Annotated in this window: 18 protein-coding genes; 3 read left to right on the top strand and 15 right to left on the bottom strand. The window is 60.2% G+C overall.

The features are described from left to right. Window positions 1-11: 11 nt before the first annotated feature. The 13 genes from AB4P97_RS05300 to leuC form a co-directional block, all read right to left on the bottom strand. Window positions 12-572, bottom strand: a complete 561-nt coding sequence (locus AB4P97_RS05300) for a CvpA family protein (RefSeq protein WP_042558615.1) — start codon at window positions 570-572, stop codon at window positions 12-14. A gap of 98 nt (window positions 573-670) precedes the next feature. Further along, window positions 671-1,330 (bottom strand): SPOR domain-containing protein, encoded by a 660-nt coding sequence (locus AB4P97_RS05295; RefSeq protein ID WP_395602151.1) that lies wholly within the window; start codon window positions 1,328-1,330, stop codon window positions 671-673. Then, entirely contained in the window at window positions 1,314-2,621 is a 1,308-nt protein-coding gene (gene folC, locus AB4P97_RS05290) for a bifunctional tetrahydrofolate synthase/dihydrofolate synthase (protein ID WP_395602150.1), read from the bottom strand. Before folC ends, AB4P97_RS05295 begins: the two co-directional genes overlap by 17 nt. Next, entirely contained in the window at window positions 2,618-3,538 is a 921-nt protein-coding gene (accD, locus tag AB4P97_RS05285) for an acetyl-CoA carboxylase, carboxyltransferase subunit beta (RefSeq protein WP_042558612.1), read from the bottom strand. Before accD ends, folC begins: the two co-directional genes overlap by 4 nt. Window positions 3,539-3,738: 200 nt before the next feature. Then, on the bottom strand, window positions 3,739-4,359 hold the full coding sequence (locus AB4P97_RS05280; RefSeq protein ID WP_395602149.1) for a phosphoribosylanthranilate isomerase: 621 nt from the start codon (window positions 4,357-4,359) through the stop codon (window positions 3,739-3,741). 65 nt (window positions 4,360-4,424) lie between these two features. Beyond that, window positions 4,425-5,249 carry a tRNA pseudouridine(38-40) synthase TruA gene (truA, locus tag AB4P97_RS05275; protein ID WP_042558610.1) on the bottom strand — a complete coding sequence of 275 codons (825 nt, stop codon included), beginning with the start codon at window positions 5,247-5,249 and terminating at the stop codon, window positions 4,425-4,427. 226 nt (window positions 5,250-5,475) lie between these two features. After that, window positions 5,476-8,133: a FimV/HubP family polar landmark protein gene (locus AB4P97_RS05270; RefSeq protein ID WP_395602148.1), complete on the bottom strand. Its 2,658-nt coding sequence runs from the start codon at window positions 8,131-8,133 to the stop codon at window positions 5,476-5,478. A gap of 209 nt (window positions 8,134-8,342) precedes the next feature. Then, window positions 8,343-9,353, bottom strand: coding sequence for an aspartate-semialdehyde dehydrogenase (locus AB4P97_RS05265; RefSeq protein WP_042558608.1), 1,011 nt, complete (start codon window positions 9,351-9,353; stop codon window positions 8,343-8,345). A gap of 274 nt (window positions 9,354-9,627) precedes the next feature. After that, window positions 9,628-10,740, bottom strand: a complete 1,113-nt coding sequence (gene asd / locus AB4P97_RS05260) for an aspartate-semialdehyde dehydrogenase (RefSeq protein WP_042558607.1) — start codon at window positions 10,738-10,740, stop codon at window positions 9,628-9,630. Between the two features lie 66 nt (window positions 10,741-10,806). After that, the gene (leuB, locus tag AB4P97_RS05255) at window positions 10,807-11,889 is read right to left on the bottom strand and encodes a 3-isopropylmalate dehydrogenase (protein ID WP_042558606.1); all 1,083 of its coding nucleotides are present in this window, start codon (window positions 11,887-11,889) and stop codon (window positions 10,807-10,809) included. A 63-nt stretch (window positions 11,890-11,952) separates the two neighbouring features. Continuing rightward, window positions 11,953-12,726 carry a class I SAM-dependent methyltransferase gene (locus tag AB4P97_RS05250; protein ID WP_395602147.1) on the bottom strand — a complete coding sequence of 258 codons (774 nt, stop codon included), beginning with the start codon at window positions 12,724-12,726 and terminating at the stop codon, window positions 11,953-11,955. Between the two features lie 146 nt (window positions 12,727-12,872). After that, a complete protein-coding gene (gene leuD / locus AB4P97_RS05245; RefSeq protein ID WP_042558604.1) occupies window positions 12,873-13,517 on the bottom strand; it encodes a 3-isopropylmalate dehydratase small subunit in 645 nt (214 codons plus the stop codon). A 10-nt stretch (window positions 13,518-13,527) separates the two neighbouring features. Then, complete coding sequence (gene leuC / locus AB4P97_RS05240; protein ID WP_210701610.1) at window positions 13,528-14,946, bottom strand: 3-isopropylmalate dehydratase large subunit; 1,419 nt, start codon at window positions 14,944-14,946, stop codon at window positions 13,528-13,530. A gap of 148 nt (window positions 14,947-15,094) precedes the next feature. On the opposite strand from leuC, the gene AB4P97_RS05235 reads away from it, so the two are divergent. The 3 genes from AB4P97_RS05235 (at window position 15,095) to AB4P97_RS05225 (ending at window position 21,112) form a co-directional block, all read left to right on the top strand. Further along, window positions 15,095-15,985 (top strand): LysR family transcriptional regulator, encoded by an 891-nt coding sequence (locus AB4P97_RS05235; protein ID WP_395602146.1) that lies wholly within the window; start codon window positions 15,095-15,097, stop codon window positions 15,983-15,985. A gap of 70 nt (window positions 15,986-16,055) precedes the next feature. After that, window positions 16,056-19,334, top strand: a complete 3,279-nt coding sequence (locus tag AB4P97_RS05230) for a PAS domain S-box protein (RefSeq protein WP_395602145.1) — start codon at window positions 16,056-16,058, stop codon at window positions 19,332-19,334. 86 nt (window positions 19,335-19,420) lie between these two features. After that, window positions 19,421-21,112 carry an Hsp70 family protein gene (locus AB4P97_RS05225; protein WP_395602144.1) on the top strand — a complete coding sequence of 564 codons (1,692 nt, stop codon included), beginning with the start codon at window positions 19,421-19,423 and terminating at the stop codon, window positions 21,110-21,112. Here the strand turns inward: AB4P97_RS05225 and AB4P97_RS05220 are convergent. Together AB4P97_RS05220 and AB4P97_RS05215 are read right to left on the bottom strand one after the other, a co-directional pair. After that, window positions 21,109-23,814 carry a DUF805 domain-containing protein gene (locus AB4P97_RS05220; protein ID WP_395602143.1) on the bottom strand — a complete coding sequence of 902 codons (2,706 nt, stop codon included), beginning with the start codon at window positions 23,812-23,814 and terminating at the stop codon, window positions 21,109-21,111. The two genes, AB4P97_RS05225 and AB4P97_RS05220, sit on opposite strands and share 4 nt — an antisense overlap. Beyond that, entirely contained in the window at window positions 23,811-24,506 is a 696-nt protein-coding gene (locus AB4P97_RS05215) for a DUF1266 domain-containing protein (RefSeq protein ID WP_042558598.1), read from the bottom strand. The genes AB4P97_RS05220 and AB4P97_RS05215 overlap by 4 nt, the downstream gene beginning before the upstream one ends. Window positions 24,507-24,516: the final 10 nt, after the last annotated feature.

The raw sequence follows: 24,516 nt of genomic DNA, 5'->3' as shown, positions 1-24,516 counted from the left end.
CTGAACAACACTCACTGCGGCGTTTTGGCCGACGGCAAGAGCTGTTCCTTGAACGGAATTTCAGCGGGTACGCTGATTCCGCTGGCAAGCCACTGACTGCTCCACCCAAGAATCAGGTTCTTGGACCAGTCGGCGACCAATAGAAATTTTGGCACGAGCTGTGACTCTTTCCACCACCCGTCCTGCTGTACCGGCCCCAGGCTCAACAGCCCGACTGCGACGACCACCAGCAACACGCCACGCGCCGCGCCGAAGGCCATTCCCAGAAAGCGGTCGGTCCCGGACAACCCGGTGACGCGAACCAACTCGCCGATAAGATAATTGATCATTGCGCCCACGATCAGCGTGGCGACAAACATGATGGCACAGCCCGCGATCACGCGAGCCGATGGGGTTTCGATGTATCCGGCGAGGTACTCGGACAATGAACCACCGAACATCCAGGCTACGACTCCTGCGATGATCCAGGTCACCAGCGATAATGCTTCTTTGACGAAGCCGCGGCTCAAACTGATCAATGCGGAGATGGCGATGATTGCAACGATCGCCCAGTCAACCCAGGTAAATGGCACAGTGCAGCCTACAGACGGATAAGGCGGCGCATTTTAGCAGAGCGCATGGCTGTCGGTAAGCTGCGATTTTCAGTGCATTTCAATCGAATCGATAGATCCTAGCCACGCTCGGGCTGGAAGCGCACGACAAAGCCCTTGAGCTTCTGCTGACGGCTCAAAAGATCACGCAGACGATCGGCTTCGGCGCGCTCGATCAGCGGGCCGACGAACACCCGATTCTTGCCATCGGCGGAACGGATGTAAGCGTTGTAGCCCTGGCTGCGCAAAGTTTTCTGCAGACTCTCGGCGCTGGCACGACTCGACAGGCTGGCCAGTTGCACCGACCAGCTTACCGACAGACCATTGGCGTCGACACGGCTCTGAGTGGTGTCAGGCTTGGTCGTCGCTGAAGCAATCGGCTGGGCAGGCGCAGGAATCGGCTTGGACACCGGCGGCGGCGCGGCAGGCTTGGCGATCTGGGCCGGCACAACAGGTGCCGGGGCGATCGGCGCAGAAGGCGCGACTTGCTCGGCGATTTCGTCATCGCTTGGCACGGGCTCTTGCGGCAAGGTTTGCGGCTCGGGAACGGCGACCGGTTCCAACTGCACTTGCGGCACGGCAGGCGCAGCCGGGGCAGCCGGGGCAGCCGGGGCCTCGACGGTCACCTGACGCTGTTCGTCCTGACGGGAAAACAGCATCGGCAGGAAAATCACCGCCAGCGCCACCAGCACCAGGGCACCGACCATGCGCTGTTTGTACGCTTTATCCAGCAAAGCCATTTGCCGCTTCCTCCGTGGAGTGCCGGGCCAACCATTCAAGGGCCTCGGCGACACAATAAAATGATCCGAACAACAGAATCTCATCGTCGCTGGTTGCGACGGCGCACTGCCCTTCAAGTGCGGCGGCAACACTGTCGTAAGACGTGACCGACGCGCCAAGGTTCTGCAATGCCGCCTGCAATTGCGCAACAGGGCACGCACGCGGTGAATCCAGCGGCGCTACTGCCCAGTGTTCGACACTAGCATTCAACTCGCTGACAACACCATCCAGATCCTTGTCCGCCAGCAAACCAAACACCGCCAGACGCTTGCCGACCGGTGGTCGCGAGGCCAGACGGCGAGCCAGATACTCCGCCGCGTGCGGGTTATGACCAACATCGAGCAACAGATTCAGGCGCTTGCCATTCCATTCGAACGAACGGCGATCCAGACGCCCGACAACACGCGTCGCCTGCAAGGCCGCCACAATCTGCTGTGCATTCCACGGCAAACCGAGCAGCAAATACGCCTGCAACGCCAGCGCGGCGTTTTCCATCGGCAGATCAAGCAGCGGCAAATCATGCAGCTCGACGACCTGCCCCTGCGCATCGGTACCGCGCCACTGCCAGTTATGGTCAGTGATGCCGAGATCGAAATCGCGCCCACGCAAGGAGAACGGGCACGCCAGTTCGCGCGCCTTGTCGAGCAACGGTTGCGGAGGATTGAGGTCGCCGCACAGCGCAGGCTTGCCCTGACGGAAGATCCCGGCCTTCTCGAAAGCCACGGATTCGCGAGTGTCACCCAGATAATCGGCGTGATCGACACCAATGCTGGTGACCAGCGCGATATCGGCGTCCACCACGTTGACCGTATCCAGACGCCCGCCCAGACCGACTTCCAGCACCACAGCATCGAGCCCGGCCTGCTGAAACAGCCAGAACGCCGCCAGGGTGCCCATTTCGAAGTAAGTCAGGGAAGTTTCGCCGCGCCCGGCCTCGACCGCAGCGAAGGCTTCGCAAAGCTGTGCGTCAGTGGCTTCGACGCCATTGAGCTGCACCCGCTCGTTGTAACGCAGCAGGTGCGGAGAATTGTAGACACCAACGCTCAGACCCTGCGCCCGCAGCAACGAAGCCACGAAAGCGCAGGTCGAACCCTTGCCGTTGGTGCCGGTGACCGTGATCACCCGAGGCGCCGGCTGGCCCAGCCCCATGCGGGACGCTACCTGTTGCGAACGCTCCAGACCCATGTCGATGGCCGACGGATGCAACTGCTCAAGGTAGGCGAGCCACTCGCCAAGGGTGCGCTCGGTCATATGTTGGCTGGCACCGGCGGAACGACGATCGGCTCGATTGGCGCAGCAACGAATGTCGGCGTTGGCTTACCCGTCATTTGTGCCAGCAGGTTGCCCAGACGTGGACGCAGTTCCTGACGGTGGATGATCATGTCGATCGCACCGTGCTCCAGCAGGAATTCGCTGCGCTGGAAGCCTTCCGGCAGTTTCTCGCGCACGGTTTGCTCGATAACGCGCGGACCGGCGAAGCCGATCAGGGCTTTAGGTTCGCCAACGATTACGTCGCCGAGCATTGCCAGACTGGCGGAAACACCACCGTAAACCGGATCGGTCAGCACCGAGATGAACGGAATGCCTTCTTCGCGCAGACGCGCCAGCACGGCCGAGGTCTTGGCCATCTGCATCAGCGAGATCAGGGCTTCCTGCATACGCGCACCACCGGAAGCGGCGAAGCAGATCATCGGGCAGCGGTTTTCCAGTGCGTAGTTGGCAGCGCGTACGAAACGCTCGCCGACGATGGCACCCATGGAACCGCCCATGAAGCTGAATTCAAACGCCGAAACCACTACCGGCATGCCCAGCAGGGTGCCGCTGACGGAAATCAACGCGTCTTTTTCGCCGGTCTGCTTCTGCGCAGCGGTCAAGCGATCCTTGTACTTCTTGCCGTCACGGAATTTCAGACGGTCAACCGGCTCCAGATCGGCGCCCAGTTCGTTGCGACCTTCGGCATCAAGGAAGATGTCGATGCGCGCACGTGCGCCGATGCGCATGTGGTGGTTGCACTTCGGGCAAACGTCCAGGGTCTTTTCCAGCTCCGGACGATAAAGCACAGCCTCACAGGACGGGCATTTGTGCCACAGACCTTCAGGCACCGAGCTCTTCTTGACCTCCGAGCGCATGATCGAAGGGATCAGTTTGTCTACTAACCAGTTGCTCATGCTTTCTTTCTCCAGTACCGGCGGCCCGAACGCTCTGGTTCGCAGCCCCGTGTATGCCCTTGAGCTAAATTCATGTGTGGCGATGATCAAGGATGGCCGGGTCAGAAAAACTGACCTTCGTACAACCCAAAAACCCTCAGCCTCTTTTCTACCAAGCTGTGGACGGCGGCAGTGTGCCAGCCGTCACATCATGCACAGGCCTAAATGCCCCTGACGGCGCCGATGAACGCCTGAACTTTTGCGTGATCCTTGATGCCTTTGCTCGCCTCGACCCCACCGCTGACGTCGACTGCGTAGGGTTTTACCCGAGCCACGGCGCCTGCGACGTTTTCCGGGGTCAATCCACCCGCCAGAATCAGCGGCTTGCTTAAACCTTGCGGAATCAATGACCAGTCGAACGCCTCGCCGGTTCCGCCGGGCACGCCTTCGACGTAGGTATCGAGCAGTACGCCACTGGCACTTGGGTAAGCATCGACAGCCGCGGCAATGTCATCACCGGCCTTGACCCGCAGCGCCTTGATATAAGGACGATGCCAGCCTTCGCACTCTTCGGCGGTTTCGTCGCCATGGAACTGCAACAGATCCAGCGGCACGGCATCGAGGATTTCCCCCAACTCGCAACGGCTGGCATTGACGAAAAGGCCCACGGTGGTCACAAACGGCGGCATGGCCTTGATGATTTCCCGTGCTTGCTGCACCGATACTGCGCGCGGACTTTTGGCGTAAAACACGAATCCGATCGCATCAGCCCCGGCTTCGACGGCGGCCAGCGCATCTTCTATGCGGGTAATGCCGCAGATCTTGCTGCGAACGGCTGACATATCGAGAAAAACTCCGAGGCAGAATCCGGGAAAGTCCCGGATGGTAACAAAAGCGTTCGAGGGCGTCAGCCGTCAAGTTCGGAGAAACCCGTAAGGAAATGTGGACCGATAAAACGCTCAGGCAGCGGAAATTCGTCGTGGTACTCGACTTGCACCAGATACAAGCCGTAAGGATGCGCTGTCACGCCGCCAGACCGGCGCTCGCGACTTTCCAGCACTTCCTTCATCCACTCGACCGGCCGCTCGCCAGCGCCGATGGTCATCAGGACGCCGGCGATGTTGCGCACCATGTGGTGCAGGAATGCGTTGGCGCGGATGTCGAGCACGATCATCTTGCCGTGACGGGTCACGCGCAGGTGATGCATCTTCTTGATCGGCGATTTCGCCTGGCACTGGCCGGCACGAAACGCACTGAAATCGTGGGTGCCAATCAGATACTGCGCGGCTTCGGCCATTCGCTCAGCGTCCAGCGGACGGTGATTCCAGGTGATTTCTTCATTGAGATGGGCCGGGCGAATCTGATCGTTGTAGATCACATAACGATAGCGCCGGGCGATGGCCTTGAACCGCGCATGGAAATGCGCCGGCATCACCCGCGCCCAGCTGACACTGATGTCGTGAGGCAGGTTGATGTTGGCGCCCATTACCCAGGCCTTCAGCGAGCGATCGACCTGCGTGTCGAAATGCACCACTTGTCCGCAGGCATGCACACCCGCATCGGTACGCCCGGCGCACTGCAAGGAAACTGGCGCGTTGGCGACTTTCGACAAGGCTTTTTCAAGCGCTTCCTGCACCGTTGCCACTCCGGTTAACTGACGCTGCCAGCCACTGTAGCGCGAGCCTTTGTATTCAACGCCCAGCGCAACGCGGTAAAAGCCGTCGGGGGCCATTTCGGCGACCGGGTTATCTATGTTTGCCAAGGTGGGACAGCCTGCTGTTTTTGCAAAGGCGGGCATTATAAGGCCTCAAGATCAAAAGATCGCAGCCTTCGGCAGCTCCTACACAAGAATCGGCGTTTTCCTGTAGGAGCTGCCGAAGGCTGCGATCTCTTGATCCAGTGAGCCAAACAAAAACGGCAGCCTCATGGGCTGCCGTTTTTGTTTACAACTGAACTTACTACAGGCTCGAGAGCATGTCCTTGGCTTCGCCGCGCTGCTTCTCGTCACCCTCGGTCAACACTTCGTTGAGGATGTCGCGCGCGCCGTCGCTGTCGCCCATGTCGATGTAGGCCTGGGCCAGATCAAGTTTGGTGGCTGCTTCGTCGGTGCCCGCGAGGAAGTCGAAATCGTCTTCACCCAAATCGTCACCCAGCGCCGCATCGGCCTCGGTGAACGTCGGCTCGGCGATGCTCTGCGACAGGCGATCCAGCTCGGCGTTGACGTCATCCAGCTCGGCGGCAAATGCATCAGGCTCGCCCGCCGGGTTGGAGTCCATCTCGTCAGCCAGCGACAGGTCGAAATCGGCTGGCAGCTCCAGGTCATCCTGCGGCAAATCGGCGACGACCGGTGGCTCTACCGGCGACAAATCCTTCACGCCGTCATCCAGATCCAGCAGGAAGTCATCATCGGCCAACGGTGCCGGAGCAGGAGCCGGCTCTGCGCCAAGGTCCAGATCCAGGTCGAAATCCGACAGATCATCCAGATTCTCTTTGATGTCGGTCTGCTGTTGCAGCACCGATTCAAAGCTCAGTTCGTCGTCCGACGGGAACTCGTCCAGTTCGACAGGCGCTTCGGGTTCAACGATTGGCGCCGGTTCCACCTGAGTGATGTTGTCGAGATCGTCCAGACTCAGGTCGAACGCGCTGTCCAGATCGTCCGTCGCTGGCGACGGCTCAGGCGTTTCGGGCTCATCCAGCAGCAATTCCTTGACGTACTGGGCGTCCAGCTCGGCTGCAATGGCGGCGGCGGCCAAACCACCGGCAACCGCTACTGCCATGGCCGGGAAACGGCTTTTCAGCTCTTCGACCTTGGCGAAGTTGTCGCCATTGGCCACCAACTGACGCTCCTGGCCTACGAAAGCATCGCGATCGCCCTGCTGACCATAGACTTCCATAAGCTTCAGACGCAGATCACTGCGCTGCGGCTCAAGGCTGATGCCCTCTTCCAGCAACGCAGCAGCCTGATTCAGACGCCCGGCGTTGATGTGCGATTGAGCCTTTTCGAGGACATCATCGTAGCGCTCGCCTGCCGGGGCAACCAGCGGCGCAGCGATTGGCTCGGCCATGACGATTGGTGCCACAATCGGGGCGACTACTGGCGCTGGTGCCGGAGCCGGAGCCGGAGCCGGAGTGTTGAGTTTGACGCTCGCGGCCGGGGTTTCCAGACCTTCGAAGCTGCTTTCCGGCAGATCCTGCTCGGCGGAGAACTCTTGTTCCTCAGCCAGGGCGCGGGCCATGCGCACATGCTTCTCGGCTTCCTGCTGGGCTTTGCGGCGACGGGCCAGCAGCAACAGCAACAACAGCAAGACCACGGCACCGCCACCGACCAGACCCAGCAAGATCGGATTGGTCAGCAGTTCGTTAAAGGTTTTTTCGTCATCAGCGACAGGTGTGGTTTCGACCACCGGCTCGACCACTGGCTCAACTGGCGTCTCGGCCGGCGGTGCAATGGCAGACTCCGGTGTCGGAGCTGCTTCTGCCGGTGTCGCTGGCGGTGTGGCGGCCAACTCGGCAGTGATCGCAGGCACCGCTGGACTAGCGTCTGGCGCAGCGCCCGCCCCTTCGGCCTGCATCTTCGCCAATTGATTGTTCTTCAACTCGATCAGACGTTGCAGCTTGTCCAGCTGACTTTGCAGATCGGTCATGCGGCTTTTCAGTTCCTCGTTGTCACGAAGGGTCGTGTCGAGGTTTTCCTGAGTGACCGCGAGCTTGTCGCTCAGGGCCTTGGCGTCGCCCGCCGGACCTTTGCCGCGCGCCTTGGCGCTTTCAGCAGAAACCAGGCTCAGGTTGTCTTGCGCGTCAGGCGCAGCGCCCGTATTGCCGCGACCACGGTTGGTCGCATCGAGTTGCTGCTGACCGGTGCCAGGTTTGGCCACATAACGACGACCCTGACGCCAGGCTTCGTTTTGCGCTGCGACTTCAGCGATGGCCGCCGACTGTGGCAGCGCAGTGCTTTGCACCGAATCCGGAAGACGCAGGACCTGGCCGACTTTCAGGCGGTTGATGTTGCCGCCGATAAACGCATCCGGGTTCAACGCCTGAATGGCCAGCATGGTCTGCTGCACCGAACCGCCGTTACGGGCCTTCGCCGCAATTTCCCACAAGGTGTCACGCGGGGTGGTGGTGTATTGCGTCGAGTGTGTGGCGCCGGTGGTCGGTGCCGTGATGGTTTGCGACGGCGCCGGTTGCGCAGCGGCGTCAGCGGTCTGCGGCGAAAACTTCGACGGATCCAGCAGTACGCTGTAATCGCGCAACAAGCGGCCATTTGGCCACATCACCTGGACGAGGAATTTCACCATCGGTTCCGACAGTGGCTTGCTCGAGGTCACGCGCAGCACGCTTTTGCCGCTGGCGTTGAGTACGGGGGTGAACGTCAGATCATTGAGGAAGGCCTGGCGATCGACGCCGGCCTTGGCAAAGTCTTCCGGCGAGGCCAGGCTCGGCACCACTTCGGCAGCGGTGAGATCCTTGACGTCGAGCAGCTCGATTTCAGCCACCAACGGCTGGTTCAGGGTCGACTTCAGGGTCAGCTCCCCGAGCCCGAGGGCATGCGCCATACCGGAGGACAGCGCCGAGGCGGCCGCTATTGCTAACACCAGTTTGCGAACTTGAACCATAGCCTCATCCTTTGTTTGAACGTTCCTCGGCCAGCGAGAAGATGTTGAATATCGCTGCCGTAAGGCATTGCGCGCGACGACGACAGACTGCCGCGCGCGATCATTTCTTTGATGCCCCGGAAAGTCCCGGAGGGTGACACGTTATCAACTGCTTCGGCCAAGCATAGCGCCCAGCTAGAATCAGTCGACAAATTGTTGCCAAGTATCTTTTACAGCAGGTCTTTTATCAACAACTCGGCAACCTGCACAGCATTGAGTGCTGCGCCTTTGCGCACGTTATCTGACGTCAGCCACAGATTAAGTTCCGCCGGGTCATCGACACCACTGCGAACACGACCGACATAGACCACGTCCTGCCCCACCGCGTCTCCGACTGCCGTCGGGTAATCACCCGCATCGACCAGTTCAATGCCCGATGCAGCTTCCAGCGCAGCATTGACCTTTTTCAGGTCGACGGCCTGCGCTGACTGCAAGGTCACGCTAAGGCTATCGCCAAAAAACACCGGGGCTTGAACGCAACTTGCGGAAATCTTTAATAAAGGCTGCGCCAGCACCTGACGCAACTCACGCACCAGGCGTTTTTCCAGCAGCGTATGGCCCTGCGCGTCAGGCGTGCCGACCTGGGCCAGCAGGTTGAACGCCATCTGCCGATCAAAAAACTTGGGCTCCAACGGGCGCATGTTCAGCAGCTCGGCGGTCTGGCGTGCCAGCTCGGCGACGGCTTCACGACCCTGGGCGGAAACGGCCAGATTGGCGGTGACGTTGACGTATTGCAGATCGATCAGATCGAGCAACGGCGCGAGCACCACGGCAAGCGTGGTCGCCGACGGGCTAGGGCTGCTGACCTGGAACGGCGCTTTCAAACCGGCGAGCACATCAGCATTGGCTTCCGGCACCACTTGCGGCGCCTGATCGGCCGGCAAGGCGCCGGACAGGTCGATCAGCGAGCAACCGGCGGCGTGGGCGCGGGCGGCGTAGCTCAGGGTGATGGCTGGACCGGCGGCGAAGAACACCAGTTTGACCTTGCTGAAATCGAATTCGTCGACCTCACGCACGCGCACGTTCTTGTTACGGAACAGCACCGAGCTGCCGGCGGATTCGCTGCTGGCCAGCAGGTGCAGGTTGCCGATCGGGAAATTACGCTCTTCAAGAATCTGCACGAGGGTTTCGCCGACAGTACCGGTGGCGCCGATCACGGCAATATCAAGGGTCTGGGTCATGGTGCGGCCTCTGGCGAAACGGGGGGAGCGGCACTTTACCGGGTGACTGGCGCACAGGCAATTTCTGCCGGGGATTTGCAGTGTCTGTTCTGGCCTCATCGCTGGCAAGCCAGCTCCCACAGGGGGCTGTGTGGGACACAGATGTTATGTACATACCTGAAACCTGTGGGAGCTGGCTTGCCAGCGATGAGGCCAGACCTGACACTCAAGAAATATCAGGCATAAAAAAACCCGCGCCTCTCACAAGGCGCGGGTTTTTCATTGCTTCAAACGATCAACGCTCAAGCAAAATCCGCAGCATGCGACGCAGCGGTTCGGCCGCGCCCCACAGCAGTTGGTCGCCGACGGTGAAGGCGCCCAGATACTGGGTGCCCATGTTCAGCTTGCGCAGACGACCGACTGGAACATTCAGGGTGCCGGTGACCTTGGTCGGGCTCAGCTCCTGCATGCTGATCTCGCGCTGATTCGGTACCAGTTTGACCCAAGGGTTGTGCTGGCTGATCAGCCCTTCGATGTCGGCGATCGGTACGTCCTTGTTCAGCTTGATGGTCAGCGCCTGGCTGTGGCAACGCATGGCGCCGATGCGCACGCAGATGCCGTCGACCGGGATCGGGCTCTTGAAGCGACCGAGAATCTTGTTGGTCTCGGCCTGGGCCTTCCACTCTTCGCGGCTCTGGCCGTTCGGCAGTTCCTTGTCGATCCACGGGATCAGGCTGCCGGCCAACGGCACACCGAAGTTTTCGGTCGGGTAGGCTTCGCTGCGCATGGCATCGGCTACACGACGGTCGATGTCGAGGATCGCGCTGGCAGGATCGGCCAGTTGCTCGGCAACAGCGGCATGGGTCGCGCCCATTTGCTTGATCAGTTCACGCATGTTCTGCGCGCCGGCACCGGAGGCCGCCTGATACGTCATGGCGCTCATCCACTCGACCAGACCGGCCTCGAACAGACCACCCAGGCCCATCAGCATCAGGCTGACGGTGCAATTGCCGCCGATGTAGTTCTTGGTGCCCGCATCCAGCTGCTGGTCGATGACCTTGCGGTTGACCGGATCAAGAATGATGACCGCGTCATCGTTCATGCGCAGGCTGGAAGCCGCGTCGATCCAGTAACCCTGCCAGCCGGCTTCGCGCAGCTTGGGGAACACTTCGCTGGTGTAGTCGCCGCCTTGGCAGGTCAGGATCACGTCGAGGGTCTTCAGCTCTTCAATGCTGTAAGCGTCCTTGAGCGGAGCAATGTCCTTGCCCACGGACGGGCCTTGGCCACCGACATTGGAAGTGGTGAAAAACACCGGCTCGATAAGATCGAAATCCTGCTCTTCCAACATCCGCTGCATGAGCACGGAACCGACCATACCGCGCCAACCGATCAGACCTACACGTTTCATCGCAACTACACCTTCTTGAAAAGTGGGCCGCTGCTTTGTATTGAATTTCGCAGCGGGCCCGAGAGATTACAGATTCCGCAGCGCGGCGACTACTGCGTCGCCCATTTCCTGCGTACCGACTTTGGTGCAACCGGCCGAATAGATGTCGCCGGTGCGCAGGCCCTGATCCAGAACCACGCTGACGGCTTTCTCGATGGCATCGGCCGCGTCATGCAGATTGAAGCTGTAACGCAGCATCATCGACACCGACAAAATGGTCGCCAACGGGTTGGCAATGCCCTTGCCGGCAATGTCCGGCGCCGAACCGTGGCAAGGCTCGTACATGCCCTTGTTGTTGGAGTCGAGCGAAGCCGACGGCAGCATGCCGATGGAACCGGTAAGCATCGAAGCTTCGTCGGAGAGGATGTCGCCGAACAGGTTGTCGGTGACGATCACGTCGAACTGCTTCGGTGCGCGCACCAGTTGCATGGCGGCGTTGTCGACGTACATGTGGCTCAGTTCGACTTCAGGGTAATCCTTGGCGACCTGCTCGACCACTTCACGCCACAGTTGGCTGGAGGCCAGCACGTTGGCCTTGTCCACCGAGCACAGCTTCTTGCCACGCACCATAGCCATGTCGAAACCGACGCGGGCGATGCGACGGATCTCGCTTTCGCTGTATGGCAGGGTGTCGTAGGCCTGACGCTCGCCGTTTTCCAGCGTGCGGGTGCCGCGCGGCGCGCCGAAGTAGATGCCGCCGGTCAGCTCACGGACGATCAGGATGTCCAGGCCGGCAACGATTTCCGGCTTCAGGCTCGAAGCATCGGCCAATTGCGGGTACAGGATCGCCGGACGCAAATTGCCGAACAGGCCCAGTTGCGCACGGATTTTCAGCAGACCGCGCTCAGGGCGGATGTCACGCTCGATGGTGTCCCATTTCGGGCCACCGACAGCGCCCAGCAGGACGGCATCGGCAGCGCGGGCACGATCGAGGGTTTCGTCGGCCAGTGGCACGCCGTGCTTGTCGATGGCCGCGCCACCGATCACGTCATGGCTCAGCTCGAAACCCAGGCTGTACTTGTCGTTGGCCAATTCCAGCACCTTGACCGCTTCGGCCATGATTTCCGGACCAATACCGTCGCCTGGGAGAATCAGAATCTGCTTGCTCATGCTTTCCTCGTGTCTTCAGTCGGTGCGCCATCAACGGACGCGCCCGGAAAAATTCTTGTCGTTCTAAAACTGTTTTTCAGCCCAGAGTACGATCACATCTGTACTGAACGAGCCATCGGCTTCGATCTCGAAATATTCGCGTACTTCGTTGCCCATCGACTGCTGCAACTGGCGGATCGCGGCGCGCATCACTTCAGGTGTGCGCATGCGCTCGACCCAACTGCTGTATTCCAGACGCAGACGTTGGCGCGCAGTGCTACGCGTATGCAAACCCGCCTCGCTGACCTGCCGCAACCACTCGCCGGCAGAATAATCGCGCACATGGCTGGTGTCGCGCAGCACTTCGACGCTTTGCAGGTAAGTGTCGAACAACGGGCTGCCCGGCGACAACACATCGACGAACGCCGCCACACCACCCGGCTTCAGCACACGGCGTACTTCGCGCAGGGCCAAACCGAGATCGCTCCAGTGATGCGCCGAATAACGGCTGAACACAAAATCGAATTCGCCATCGGCAAACGGTAGACACTCGGCGGCCCCATTCACCGTGGCGATATTGCTCATGCCGCGATCGACGGCAGCAGCCGCCACGACGTCGAGCATCTGCTGCGACAAGTCATAGGCGACCACTTCCCTGACCAGTGGCGCCACGTGAAAACTCACATGGCCGGCGCCACACCCCAGGTCCAGCAACCGGGCGTCGCCCTGCCCTGCCAGTTCAGCTTGTAGCAGTGCGAATTCGGTACCTTGCGCGTGAACGGCGCTGCTCAGGTAAGCGGCGGCCTGTTCACCGAATTGCTTTTGTACAACCTGACTGTGCTGGGCGGTGCTGGTCATGGGGACTTTCCTTGAATCTTGTGGTGCTTGTTCCGGCCTCATCGCTGGCAAGCCAGCTCCCACAGTAATTTGCGGTGTTCACAAAACCTGTGGGAGCTGGCTTGCCAGCGATGGGGCCGGCCCTGACTACATCAATCTCGAATCAATCACGCGTCGCGGAACAACCACGGCTGGCTCACGCGATGCTTCGCTTCAAACGTCGCAATCGCTTCGTGGTCTTGCAAGGTCAGGCCGATATCGTCCAGACCGTTGAGCAGGCAATGCTTGCGGAACGCATCGATCTCAAAGCGGTAAACCTTGCCATCCGGACGCGTCACGGTTTGTGCTTGCAGGTCGACCTGCAATTGGTAGCCCGGCTCAGCTTCAACCTGCTTGAACAGCTCATCGACTTCAGCGTCGCTCAAGATGATCGGCAGCAAGCCGTTCTTGAAGCTGTTGTTGAAGAAGATGTCGGCGTAGCTCGGCGCGATGATGCTGCGAAAACCGTACTCTTCCAGCGCCCATGGCGCGTGTTCACGGCTGGAGCCGCAACCGAAGTTCTCGCGGGCCAGCAACACGCTGGCGCCTTGGTAACGCTCGGCGTTGAGCACGAAATCCTTGTTCAACGGGCGCTTGGAGTTGTCCTGATACGGTTGCCCGACATCGAGGTAACGCCATTCATCGAACAGGTTCGGGCCGAAACCGGTGCGTTTGATCGACTTCAAGAACTGCTTGGGAATGATCTGGTCGGTGTCGACATTGGCACGATCCAAAGGCGCGACAAGGCCAGTGTGCTGGGTAAAAGCTTTCATGCTGCGCTCCTTAAATCAATTCACGAACGTCGATGAAGCGACCGTTCACCGCCGCAGCCGCCGCCATCGCCGGGCTGACGAGGTGAGTGCGGCCACCGGCGCCCTGACGGCCTTCGAAGTTGCGGTTGGACGTCGAGGCGCAATGCTCGCCGGACTCCAAACGGTCCGGGTTCATCGCCAGACACATTGAGCAACCGGGTTCACGCCATTCAAAACCGGCTTCGAGGAAAATCTTGTCCAGACCTTCAGACTCGGCCTGCGCCTTCACCAGACCCGAGCCCGGCACGACGATGGCTTGCTTGATGGTCGAAGCCACTTTGCGGCCCTTGGCAATAACAGCGGCGGCGCGCAAATCTTCGATCCGCGAGTTGGTGCAGGAACCGATGAATACGCGATCGAGTTGAATGTCGGTGATCGCCTGATTGGCGGTCAAACCCATGTATTTCAGGGCGCGGACGATCGAGTCGCGCTTGACCAGATCCATCTCTTTAGCCGGGTCCGGCACGTTCTGATCAACGGCCAAGACCATTTCCGGCGAAGTGCCCCAGCTGACTTGCGGCTTGATCTGCGCGGCGTCGAGTTCGACCACGGTATCGAATTTGGCGTCGGCGTCGGACACCAGATCTTTCCAGGACTCGACGGCCATCTCCCACTCGGCGCCCTTCGGTGCGAACGGACGGCCCTTGACGTAATCGACAGTTTTTTGATCCGCCGCGACCAGCCCCACGCGGGCGCCGGCTTCGATGGACATGTTGCAGATGGTCATGCGGCCTTCAACAGACAAATCGCGAATCGCGCTGCCGGCAAACTCGATGGCATGGCCGTTACCGCCGGCGGTGCCGATCTTGCCGATCACCGCGAGGACGATGTCCTTGGCGGTCACGCCGAACGGCAATTGGCCTTCGACGGACACCAGCATGTTTTTCATTTTCTTGGCGACCAGGCACTGAGTGGCGAGCACGTGCTCGACCTCGGAAGTGCCGATACCGTGAGCCAGAGCGCCGAACGCGCCGTGGGTCGAGGTGTGCGAGTCGCCGCAGACCACGGTCATGCCCGGCAAGGTCGCGCCCTGCTCCGGGCTGATCACGTGGACGATGCCTTGGCGGACGTCGTTCATCTTGAACTCGACGATGCCGTATTCATCACAGTTGTCATCGAGGGTCTGAACCTGCAAACGCGAGACCTGGTCGGCGATGGCTTCGATGCCACCCTTGCGCTCCGGGGTCGTCGGTACGTTGTGGTCCGGGGTCGCGATGTTGGCATCGATGCGCCAAGGCTTGCGCCCGGCCAGACGCAGACCTTCAAAGGCTTGCGGCGAAGTCACTTCGTGAATGATGTGACGATCGATGTAGATCAACGCAGAGCCATCGTCGCGCTGCTTGACCAAATGCGAATCCCAGAGTTTGTCGTAGAGCGTTTTGCCGGCCATCAGACGGTTCCTCATCAGCTTGTTTCTATGCCCTGGGTATTTGAGAGATTCAATAACCCTTTGGCTTGTGAGGTCGATCCTATGGGGTTAGATTAAATAACTCAAATTCATATTTTTTATGCTTTGGATAACCAACTGGAATACAACCATGGATCTGGCCAACCTCAACGCTTTTATCGCCATCGCCGAGACCGGCAGTTTCTCCGGCGCCGGTGAGCGGCTGCACCTGACACAACCGGCTATCAGCAAGCGTATCGCCGGTCTGGAGCAGCAACTCAAGGTGCGCCTGTTTGATCGACTGGGTCGCGAAGTCGGCCTGACCGAGGCTGGCCGCGCCCTGCTGCCGCGGGCTTATCAGATTCTCAATGTGCTGGACGACACCCGTCGCGCACTGACCAACCTGACCGGCGAAGTCAGCGGCCGCCTTACATTGGCCACCAGTCATCACATTGGCCTGCACCGCTTGCCGCCGCTATTGAGGGAGTTCACCCGCTGCTACCCACAGGTCGCGCTGGATATTCAGTTTCTCGATTCGGAAGTGGCCTACGAAGAAATACTCCACGGCCGCGCGGAACTGGCGGTCATCACCCTTGCCCCCGAGCCGCACACGCTGGTCAAAGCCACCCCGGTGTGGGATGACCCGCTGGATTTCGTGGTCGCCCCGGAGCATTCATTGATCAGTAATGGCGTCGTCAGTCTGGCGGACATTGCCGGCCATCCGGCGGTTTTCCCCGGCGGCAACACATTTACGCACCATATTGTCCAACGTTTGTTCGAGGTCCAGGGGCTGACACCGAACATCGCGATGAGCACCAACTACCTGGAAACCATCAAAATGATGGTCTCCATTGGCCTGGCATGGAGCGTGCTCCCGCGCACCATGCTCGATGAACAGGTGGCAAGCATCGCATTGCCGGGCATACAGCTCAGTCGCCAGCTAGGCTATATCGTGCACACCGAACGGACGCTATCGAATGCAGCAAGAGCTTTTATGGCCTTGCTGGATGCACAAATCGATCTGCCAGGGACTCAGGGCTAACTTGTGCTAATCCTATAGAGCCGCTGTCCCTGCGCCTAAAACGCCACCACCCGCTCAAGGCCTGTCGATAATGCCGAAATCTGTTGACCGAATTCCGCCGATGCCGCGCATTCAAGCGATTGACCCGCGACATTCCGAGCAGAGCTGGGAGAGCGCGCCGCAATTGCTCGCAGCGCTGAACGGCGCGCGGCTCGGCGCCTGGTATTGGGATATCGAGCGCGGTCAGATCAGTTGGTCGCGTGGCACGCAGGCATTGTTCGGCTTCGATCCGCGCCAGCCGTTGCCGGAAGATCTCGAATACCTGGATTTGCTACCACCCGAAGACCGGGCAAAAACCGTGCGCGCCTTCCACGCGGTAATTGCCGGCGCCCCGCTGGAACAGGCGATGCATCACCGCATCCGCTGGCCCGACGGCAGCCTGCATTGGCTGGAGATCAACGGCAGCCTGCTGCCAGACAAAAACGGCCGCCCCCGAATGATTGGGGTGATTCGCGAAATCACGCACCAGCGGCAACGCGAACAAGCCCTGAGCAGTTCGGAGAAACGTTTCGCCACGCTGTTTCATCTGTGCCCGAACATGGTGCTGCTGACCCGCCAGGAAGACGGTTTGATCAGCGAAGCCAACCAGTATTTCGAAAGCCTGTTCGGATGGCCGGTGCAAAGCGCGATTGGCCGCACCACGCTGGAACTGGGCCTGTGGGTGCACCCTGAGCAGCGCGGCGAACTGGTCAAGAAGACCAAGGCCAAGGGCGAACTGATCAGCATGGAAGTGCAGTTTCGCGCCAGTAACGGGCAGATCCATGACGGCATTCTCAGTGCGCAAAAGGTCGAACTCGAAGGCCAGCCTTATCTGCTGAGCACGTTCCTCGACACCACCGAGCGCAAAGCTGCGGAACACGCCTTGAAAGACAGCCAGGAACGCCTCGACCTAGCGCTCGACTCGGCGCAGCTCGGCACCTGGGACTGGCACATTCCCAGCGGCATGCTCTATGGCTCGGCACGCGCGGCGCAATTGCACGGACTCGACCCGAAACCGTTCCATGAATCGTTCGACGAGTTTTTCGAAGGTGTGCCCGGCGAGGAGCGCGACAGCATGCGCGACGCCTATCGCAGCCTGCGCGAAGGCCCGGCGGGCAATTACCAACTGACGTATCGCGTGCAATTGCCGGACGGCAGCTCACGTTATCTGGAAAGCCGCGCCCGCCTCTATCGCGACGACAATGGCGCGCCGTTGCGCATGGCCGGCACTTTGCTCGACATCACCGATCAGGTCGAACGCGAACAACGCCTGGTGGCCTCGGAAGAGAAATTCGCCACGCTGTTCCAGGTCAGCCCCGACCCGATCTGCGTCACCCGTCAGGACAGCGGCGAGTTCATCGAAATCAACAACAGTTTCACCCAGACCTTTGGCTGGAGCGCCGCCGACGTAATCGGCCGCACCGCCGAAGACATCGGCCTGTGGGACGCATCGGCGAAAAGTCTGCAGCGCATCGAACGGGTGATCCGCGAACAGCGCCTGAGCAATGTCGCGATCATCGTCCAGCACAAGGACGGCCAGTCGTTGACCTGTGTGATTTCCAGTCGGCAGATCAGCGTTGGCGATCAACCGTGCATCGTCACCACATTGCGCGATATCACCCAGCAGCAACGTTCGGAAGCGGCACTCAAGGCCAGTGAAGAGAAGTTCGCCAAGGCGTTTCACTCCAGCCCCGACGCCATCACCATCACCGAGCGCGACACCGGGCGCTATCTGGAGGTCAACGACGGTTTCTGTCGCCTCACCGGATATCGCGCCGATGAAGTGGTGGGTAAAACCGTGTATCAGGTCGGGATCTGGGCCGAGGAGAAACAGCGTTCGGCCCTGCTCGCCGAATTGCAGATCAAGGGCCGCGTGCACCATCAGGAAATGCTCGGGCGCAACAAGCGCGGGGAAATCCTCACGGTGGAAGTCTCGGTGGAGCCGATCACCCTGAATGAAACGGCTTGCCTGCTGCTGACAGCTCGAGACGTCAGTCTGTTGAAAAACGCTGAAGCACAAATCCGCCATCTGGCTTACCACGACCCGCTGACCAACCTGCCCAACCGTGCGTTGTTGATGGATCGACTGAGCCAGCAGATCGCCCTGCTCAAACGCCACAACCTGCGCGGCGCCTTGCTGTTTCTCGATCTCGATCACTTCAAACACATCAATGACTCACTTGGCCATCCGGTCGGCGACACGGTGCTGAAGATCATCACGGCGCGGCTCGAAGCCAGTGTGCGTATGGAGGATACGGTGGCGCGCCTGGGCGGCGATGAATTCGTGGTGCTGCTCAGCGGCCTGGAGGGCACGCGCAATGAAGTCAGCTTGCAGGTACGCGAACTGGCCGACACCCTTCGTGAACTGCTCTCGGAACCGATGTTCCTCGACGGCCAGCGCCTGCAAGTCACACCGAGCATCGGCGTGGCGCTGATCCCGGATCACGGCTCTACCCCGACCGACCTGCTCAAGCGTGCCGACATTGCCTTGTACCGAGCCAAGGATTCCGGGCGCAACACCACGCAGATGTATCACAACACCATGCAGAAAGCGGCCAGCGAACGTCTGCGCATGGAGACCGACTTGCGCCTGGCGCTGTCGCGCGGCGAATTCAGGGTGCATTTCCAGCCGCAAATCGACGCGCAGAACAACCGCATCATCGGCGCCGAAGCCCTGGTGCGCTGGAACCACCCGAAACTCGGCGCACAGTCACCGACCGAGTTCATCAAGGTCCTGGAAGACAGCGGTCTGATTCTGGAAGTCGGCACATGGATACTCGATGAAGCCTGCTCGGCGTTCAAACAACTGATCGCCCTGCAACTGGTCGACCCGCTCAATTTCAGCTTGTGCGTCAACATCAGCCCGCGCCAGTTCCGCCAGAACGACTTCGTCGAGCGTATCGAACAAAGCATGGTCAGCCACGGCCTGCCGTGCTCGCTGCTGAAACTGGAGATCACCGAAGGCATCGTCATCCAGAACCTGGAGGACACCATCAGCAAGATGCGCCGCCTGAAAAAGCTCGGTGTGAGTTTCGCCATGGACGACTTTGGCACCGGTTATTCATCGCTGACTTACCTCAAGCGCTTGCCGGTGGACACATTGAAAATCGATCAGTCGTTTATCCGCGATGCGACCACTGACCCGAACGACGCGGAGATCATCCGCGCCATCGTCGCCATGGCCCGCAGCCTGAAACTCGAAGTGATCGCCGAAGGCGTGGAAACCCCGGAGCAGCTTGAGTTTTTGCAGGGCCTGGGTTGCCATTTGTACCAAGGGTATCTGCACAGTCGGCCATTGCCGCTGGAGGACTTGAAAAAGCTGCTGACATAACGCGCTCAGCTTGCACCCGGCCAACAATTGCCAGTGTTGGCGGCAACCTGTAGGGTCGCGTTTTTTGCGCCGTTTCGAGATCAATCATGCAGGATGCAACCCTCCCACGCCCGGCCCTGCTGGGCATCGACCTTGGCACCACCAACAGTCTTATCGCCGTCTGGCAGGACGGTCAGGCCCGGTTGATTCCCAACGCCCTCGGCGACGTGCTGACCCCGTCGGTGATCAGCCTCGACGAAGACGACACGATTCTGGTCGGCAAAGCTGCGCGCGCCCGACTGACCACACACCCGGAACGCAGCGCCGCGGCTTTCAAGCGCTTCATGGGCAGCGACAAGCAGATTGAACTGGGCAGTCGTCAGTTCAGCCCCGAAGAATTGTCGGCACTGGTGCTCGGCTCACTCAAGCAGGACGCCGAAGCCTTTCTCGGCCACCCGGTATCCGAAGCAGTGATTTCCGTACCGGCGTATTTCAGTGACGAGCAACGCAAACGCACGCTGTTTGCCGCCGAACTGGCTGGTTTGTCCGTGACGCGCCTGATCAACGAGCCGACCGCTGCCGCGATGGCCTATGGGCTGCACGAGCAGAAATTCGAACGCACGCTGATTTTCGATCTGGGCGGCGGCACCTTCGATGTCACGGTGCTGGAATATGCGCTGCCGCTGATTGAAGTGCATGCGTCCACCGGCGACAACTTCCTCGGCGGCGAAGATTTCACCGCCGCGCTGTTGCAGGCCTGCCTCAAGGCCTGGCAATTGACCCCGACAATGGTCGATGCACAGGGCATGGCCAGCCTGGGTGATGCGCTGGAGCAGCTCAAGTGCAAACTCGGTGAAGGCACGCAGCATTTGAGCTGGCGTCATGCCGACAAGACATTTGAATGGTCGCTGGATGAAGCCGCTGCGGTGAAGATCTGGGAACCACTGCTCGGTCGTTTGCGCGCACCGATCGAACAAGCCCTGCGCGATGCCCGGCTCAAGCCCCGTGATCTCGACAGCCTGGTATTGGTGGGCGGTGCCACGCGAATGCCGGCGGTGCAGCAGATGGTCGCCACGCTCTTCGGGCGCCTGCCTTATCGTCATCTGGATCCCGACACCCTTGTCGCGCTCGGCGCGGCGACGCAAGCGGCGTGCAAGGCGCGCGACGGTGCGGTGGAAGAGCTGATCCTGACGGACGTCTGCCCTTACACGCTGGGCATCGAGACTATGCGCGGCAAGGGTATCGAAGGCGCCTTCTCACCTATCATCGAACGCAACACCATCATTCCAACGTCTCGGGTGGAGCGCTATTACACGACGCATCCGCGGCAGGAAAAAATCCGCATTGCGGTGTATCAGGGCGAACGTCCATGGGTACGCGACAACATTCTTATCGACGCTTTCGATGTCACGCTGATGCCCACCGAGCACATGCAGCAACTGGATGTGCGTTTCAGCTACGACATCAATGGCTTGCTCGAAGTTGACGTCACGTTGCTGGAAACAGGTGCACGGTACAGTCACAGCATCGACCGCAGCCCCACCGGACTCGATGAACAGGCCCGAAAAAACAGTCATGACCGGCTCGCCGCGCTCAAGGTTCACCCGCGCGATGCATTACCCAACCGCACGCTGCTGGCACGTCTGGAGCGCGCATGGATGCAGAGCCTGGGGACGGAGCGCGAGCGCATTGCCGAATGGCTGCACAGTTTCACCACCGTACTCGGCGGCCAGCAATCGTCAGAGATCGCCAGCCACCGCGCACAGCTCAACAGCGCGCTCGATGAGTTGCGCCTCTAGCCAATGAGCCGGCGCAACGCTGCCTGCAATCCACCGGACAATGGATCCTCACGGAAACTCTCCGGTGGCACACCGTAGCGATTGGGCAGCTTCTCGCCAGGAAAACCGAACAGCACCAGCGGCAGAAACGGCAAAACCGGCGTCAGCCCCGCGAGCACCAGAAAGGTCGCGACGCCTCGGCCCATGTCGTGCAGGCGCCGCAGCATGGCACTGAGCAACAGCAGCAGCGCCACGGCCAACACAACGAAGGCCGAAGTCATTGAGCCACTGAACAATGCCAGCAGCGGCGTCAGCAATACGATACCGATCACCTGCCCGGCAAATGCCTCACGCCCCAACCGTGTGCCCAGGCGCCAGAACGCTGTGGCGGCGACCGGGCGTGTGTCGGCCTTGGCCAACAACAAGCGTTCGGACCACGACAGCAATGCGCTGAAGGCAAACCGTAAACCGAGCCCGTTCTGCGTATCGTCCTTGGCGCGTTGCAGGCGCATCAGGGTTTTCTGGCGTGGCACGCCGGCATTGCCGTAAAGCACCAGGTCCTTGAGCACGTCGAGCGCCAGGTAAAACGCGTCGATGTCGTTAACGCCTTCGTCTTCCAGAGCCTCGCGTGGTGGGCGCGCCGGCTCGCCTTTGATCAGACTGTGGCGGAAACCGTCGAACCAATCCTGGGGATTGACGATTTCGGTAATTCTGTCGAGCAGAAAGCGCCGCTGCTTGGCGTCAAACAGTCCGCAGTGATAGAGCACTGCCGTCAGGAGCATTCGTCCCAGCAGATCATCGTCAAATGCACTCAGATCGCTGCGCATGCATTCGAACAGGCGGTCGTTGCTCAACAGTCGCAGGCTGGCGAGCGCTTCCTGCACACCGCACATTTGTCGGGCCAGCAGCGCATGCACCGGGTCCGCCGTTTGCAGCAGGCCGAGCAAGCCCTCGCAGTTACCCTGTTCACGCAGTAAGCGTTGCAGCAACGGCTGCAACCGGCTGAGCGGATGGGCCGGGTTAAAAGGCAGTTGCTCCAGCCATCGCGCATCGATCAATGGCAACCAACGCTCGGTTTGCCCCAGCAATGCCAACAGGAACAGCGTTTGAGCGTGCCATTGCCATAGCGCCTCTGCCTCCCCCGGCGGCGGCAACTGCACATCGCCCTGGCTCAGTTGCAGCAGCAGCGCCAGCTCTGACAAATCGAGGGTGGCGTGCGCATCGTTCAGTTTGAAATCTTCGGCAATGCGCTCGAGCGCGGTGCGACTGTAAGGACGCAATCTGCGTAACCAGAGTCGGCAGAGGCTGTGCGCAAAACCTTCCTTCAGGGCTTCGGGCAGTTGGGGCGAATCCGCGTTCGCATCGGTGTAGGCGCTCATCGCCAACGGAATCGGTGCTTGCGTCAACCAACGCACATGCTGCTCAGCCTGTTGCTTGAATCCGCTCAGCACCAACGCCTCAAGGGCATCCACCGGCAACGGTTCGTCGAGCATTTGCTGTAACAGCGGCACGTCACCGCGATGCAGTGCCCAGGCATGTCGATAGAGTCGCTGTAACCTTGGGTCGTCATGATTGCCAAGCAACAGTGCCAGCAACGGCAGCTCATCGTCGCTCATGCGCCAGTCGACGAAGGCCTTGGCCAGACCCTGAAGTTCGAGACTGCCAATGCCCATCCATCGCGCCAGGGTTTCCGGCCTTTGTGAAGGACTGCCATATTGCTGACTGACATGGTCGAGGTCGCGGGACCAGTCACTGAAAACCTGCGCTCGATCAAATGCCTGAATCAGCAGCGGCAGAAAGTCCGGCTGACGTTCTGCGCACATTGCCATCAAGTGGCTTTCGGCCGTCGGATGACGATAGTCCTGCCAGAGCCGGATCCAGCACGGCCACGCCTGATCGTCCAGGCCCAGTAGAGTGCTTTGACAGGCGAGCAGGTAGAGCCAATCGACATCCTCAGGGTTTTTGCCCTGCTGCTCTTCGCAACATTGCAGCAGCCCTACCCCACCCATGCCCGCCTGAGTGAACTGCGTCACGAGCCGTTTGATGTACATTTCATCGTTCGGCAACGGCAGGCAGGTGTGCCGACTGGCAAAGTCGACGAATTCATGGAGCGGACGGTGGGCGAAGATAAAATCGAGACTGCGCGCGTACCACAGGGATTCGGTCTGCGCGGCTTCTGACCAGGCGCTCATCAGATCCGTATCGAACGGATCACCCGCCTTGATCCGTTGCAGAAATGCTTCAACACGCTGAGCGTCGTCAAACGACAGATCCAGCAACTGTTGGTCCCAGGCCATGCGCTCGGCCAACAGGTTTGCGCAACGATAGGACAGCGGCCCGGCGTCAGCCAGCCGATGGTACAAGCTCCAACTGAGGTCATCGAGAGACTCGAGAGGCAGTTGATCCAGACCTCGGATAAACGACTGCCAGGCTGCGAAGTCGAAGCGCCGTACAGGATCGTCAAGCAACTCGCAGAAATCCACGAAGGCCTGCGGCACCTCGATGATTGTCTGTTCCGGCTCTTCGTATTCCTCGAATTCTTCTGGTTCTTCTTCATCGCCTTCGCGTGCCAGACGAAGCGCTTTTTCGTAGGCCATGCGCAGCGCCTGAAAACCTTCGGGATCGCTCTCCGGGTGATGTTCCGGCAGGCGCGTGCGGTAGGCGTTGCGAATGAGGGTTTCGTCGGTGGTGGGTTCGATGCCCAAGCGGATCCAGCAACTCATGACCAGTCGAACTCCTTGAGCGATTCGGGACGTTGCGACAGATCAAGCGCCATCTGCCAAGGCAAGTCCGCGAGGAACTGCGGGATGTTCCGGTCGAGCCCACGGGCAATCAGCAGGTTATGCGAACTCTGCCCTTGTCGATCCAGTTCAAACGCCAGCTCATCGTCACTTTTACTTAAGCAACACCAGAAGGAACGGCCGACAAGGAAGCCATTGAAGTAAGCCATCCAGCTGCCGTAATGGTATTGCGCTCTGACGGCCAGACGACCATGCAACCAATTGCTTTCTACCAGATCGATCCACTGGTTGCGCACGGCGCAACGCAAGAGAAACCCCATCCGCCCGTAGTCCCAGGACAAGATCCCACCCGGCCCGCAACTGCCAAACGTGCGACTGGCAAACTCATGCAGGATGCGCTCTCGCGGTTCGAGGCGCTCAAGCAATGCCTGCCACTCACCCGGCAGACAACGCTGCCACGCCCGATAAGCCGCTTCGAGGTGCGTGGCATGGCCGTCATCGGCCATGCGCTCGATCATGTCGAACAGCTGCTGCCGGTTGTCGATGCCCCAGCTGTCTTTAAGATCGATGTAGTTGTCGTCGCAGAAAGCCGGATCGTCGTACCCGGCTCCAGGATTGAGCGCCGCCATCGGTGCAGACAGGGCACACAGCCAACGCTGTTGAATCTCATCCATGAAAAAGGCT

Source organism: Pseudomonas sp. A1230 (genome assembly GCF_044218825.1).
Classification (GTDB): Bacteria; Pseudomonadota; Gammaproteobacteria; order Pseudomonadales; family Pseudomonadaceae; genus Aquipseudomonas; species Aquipseudomonas iridis.
This window is presented reverse-complemented; position numbering and strand designations above follow the sequence as displayed.